Here is a 1,455-nt window from a genome sequence, read left to right on the forward strand (position 1 = left end):
CATCGTGCGCAAGGTGCTCATCGCCAACCGTGGCGAAATCGCTGTCCGCGTAGCTCGCGCGTGCCGGGATGCCGGGATTGCCAGTGTGGCGGTCTACGCGGATCCGGACCGGGACGCGCTGCATGTCCGCGCTGCTGATGAGGCGTATGCGCTGGGCGGTGACACCCCGGCGACGAGCTACCTCGATGTGGCCAAGGTGCTTGCCGCGGCGGCCGAGTCGGGGGCGGATGCCGTTCACCCCGGGTACGGCTTCCTTTCCGAGAACGCCGACTTCGCGCAGGCTGTGCTGGACGCGGGTCTGACGTGGATCGGTCCGCCGCCGCAGGCGATCCGGGACCTGGGTGACAAGGTGGCGGCCCGTCACATCGCCCAGCGTGCGGGTGCGCCGCTGGTGGCCGGCACCCCGGACCCGGTGGCGGGTGCGGAGGAGGTCGTGGCGTTCGCGCGGGAACACGGCCTGCCGATCGCGATCAAGGCCGCCTTCGGTGGTGGCGGGCGCGGCCTGAAGGTCGCCCGCACCCTGGAGGAGGTCCCCGAGCTCTACGACTCCGCCGTCCGCGAGGCCGTCGCGGCGTTCGGGCGCGGGGAGTGCTTCGTCGAGCGCTACCTCGACCGGCCCCGCCACGTCGAGACCCAGTGCCTGGCCGACAAGCACGGCAACGTCGTGGTGGTCTCCACGCGTGACTGCTCGCTGCAGCGCCGCCACCAGAAGCTGGTGGAGGAGGCCCCGGCGCCGTTTTTGTCGGCGGAGCAGAACGCCGAGCTCTACCGCGCCTCGAAGGCGATCCTGCGCGAGGCCGGCTACGAGGGCGCGGGCACGTGCGAGTTCCTCGTCGGCCAGGACGGCACGATCTCCTTCCTGGAGGTCAACACCCGCCTGCAGGTCGAACACCCGGTCACCGAAGAGGTCACCGGCATCGACCTGGTCCGCGAGATGTTCCGCATCGCCGACGGCGAGGAGCTCGGCTACGACGACCCGCCGCTGCGCGGTCACTCGTTCGAGTTCCGGATCAACGGTGAGGACCCGGGCCGTAACTTCCTGCCCGCTCCGGGCACGGTCACCCGCTTCGACGCTCCCACCGGTCCGGGTGTGCGCCTGGATGCGGGTGTGGAGGCGGGCAGTGTGATCGGTCCGGCGTGGGACTCGCTGCTGGCGAAGCTGATCGTCACCGGTGCCACGCGTGAGCAGGCGCTGCAGCGGGCGGCGCGTGCGCTGGCGGAGTTCAAGGTCGAGGGCATGGCCACGGCCATTCCGTTCCACCGGGCCGTGGTGGCCGACCCCGCCTTCACCGCCGACCCGTTCCGGGTCCACACGCGGTGGATCGAGACCGAGTTCGTCAACACCATCGAGCCGTTCGCCGGAGCGGCGGCCGAGGAGGAGGGCGAGGAGGCCGGCCGCGAGACCGTCGTCGTCGAGGTCGGCGGCAAGCGCCTGGAAGTCTCCCTGCCCTCCTC

At 71.3% G+C, this 1,455-nt stretch carries 1 protein-coding gene; it reads left to right on the forward strand.

The window, feature by feature from the left end; all coding sequences use genetic code 11:
* Positions 1-4 precede the first annotated feature (4 nt).
* A partial coding sequence (locus tag ACFPP6_RS36390) for an acetyl-CoA carboxylase biotin carboxylase subunit (RefSeq protein WP_382051133.1) occupies positions 5-1,455 on the forward strand: 1,451 nt, incomplete at its 3' end.

Source organism: Streptomyces aureoversilis, from assembly GCF_042657885.1.
GTDB lineage: Bacteria > Actinomycetota > Actinomycetes > Streptomycetales > Streptomycetaceae > Streptomyces > Streptomyces aureoversilis.